The following is a 1,400-nucleotide window of genomic DNA, read 5'->3' on the forward strand; positions in this document are numbered from 1 at the left end:
CGCGCAGGCCTGCCAGTCGCAACAGGCGCAACGCCTACGGGCTCAAGAGCTTGGTCACGTGACGGCTGTACAGCGTCATCAGTCAATACAGCTAGAGCGTTATCAGGCGATAGCTCTGCTTCCGCCATCATGCTCGCGACAGTCTTCCTTTTCGGCCTGCTCATTCCTGTTCTCCGATAACACGGCGAAGCCAGGCCCACAGAAGCCGGACCTCCTTCGCCGCCGCACCTGATGGATTGTATTCGGTGACACCCAAGCCCCCGGTCAGCGCGTCCGGATAATCGACCCTCTGAAACACATTCGCGGGCGCAACCTCCCCATGCTTGAGGAGTGCCGCTGCGACATCGTTCAGCCGGTTCGCATTCCCGAAACACTGGCTCATCACGAAGGCGAATTGCTTCTTCCGGTCTCTTAGCTGCTTGGCAGTCGGGACGGCCGCTTCCAGGTCCGTGAGGGTCGGTTTCACCGGCACGAGGCACAGATCAGCAACCTGGATGGCCGGCACCACGGCTGTGTTCTGCACGCCAGCCGTGTCGATTAGGCAGAGACCGAATCCGAGTTTGCGTAGTGCTTTGATCTTAGCGTCCAGCTCGTGCGGTTCGCACTTCTCGACGTGCGGAGCCTCGGCGTCGCGCCGGTTTGCCCATTTGTCGAGACTGCCCTGCGGGTCGCTGTCGAGCACAGCCGTCCGTAAGCCGTCACCGTGAGCTGCAACGGCGAGACATGCGGCAAGGGTGCTCTTCCCTGACCCGCCTTTCTGTGTGGCAAGCGTGACTGTCCGCATCGAATCTCCTTGAGTCGGAAAGATCATAGCGCCACGACGCTGCAAAGTGATTAAGCCGTCACGTGACCACTAGGGATTGCACGGCTGCCTGATAGCCTGGTCAGATGGTCACGTGACCACGCTATAAGCAAGAATGAATATATGTCACAAAGGGGTATACCCTCAGGCTACGCGCAAATGTTACACCGCAGTGTGTCACATAAGGCTTGACCAACATTCATTGTTACGCGATGTGAGCGTGGTCGACCTATATGTTACACGAGCTCTCCTAAATGGCAGCCCGCATCGGTTACGCTCGTGTCTCCACCACGGATCAAGATCACGGTTCGCAAGAGGCCAGGCTCAAGGCCGCAGGCTGCGACGTGATCCGAGCCGAGAAGGTCAGTGGCAAGAGCCGGGACGGGCGTGACGAGTTGGCGACCGTGATGGATTTCATTCGCCCGGGCGACGAGCTAGTGGTCGTCAAGCTCGACCGGCTGGGTCGCTCAACCCGAGACGTCCTGAACCTGGTGCACGAGTTGGAAGGGAAGGGGGCAGCACCAGGGGTTACGCATGAAAGACGCCTGTGAGGATTTGCTCCATGTATTGGTTGTTCCACGCTGCCATTTTCCGTCTT

General features: G+C 58.9%; 1 protein-coding gene and 1 pseudogene. One reads left to right on the forward strand and one right to left on the reverse strand.

Annotated elements, in window-relative coordinates:
- Positions 1 to 160: 160 nt before the first annotated feature.
- Positions 161 to 784 (reverse strand): nucleotide-binding protein, encoded by a 624-nt coding sequence (locus tag M8523_RS36295; RefSeq protein WP_282589643.1) that lies wholly within the window; start codon positions 782 to 784, stop codon positions 161 to 163.
- A gap of 272 nt (positions 785 to 1,056) precedes the next feature.
- On the opposite strand from M8523_RS36295, the pseudogene M8523_RS36300 reads away from it, so the two are divergent.
- Positions 1,057 to 1,323 (forward strand): annotated as a pseudogene (locus M8523_RS36300) (recombinase family protein); the annotation flags it as partial.
- Positions 1,324 to 1,400: the final 77 nt, after the last annotated feature.

Origin of the sequence: Lichenifustis flavocetrariae, from assembly GCF_026130545.1 — a bacterium.
GTDB classification, from domain to species: Bacteria; Pseudomonadota; Alphaproteobacteria; order Rhizobiales; family Beijerinckiaceae; genus Lichenihabitans; species Lichenihabitans flavocetrariae.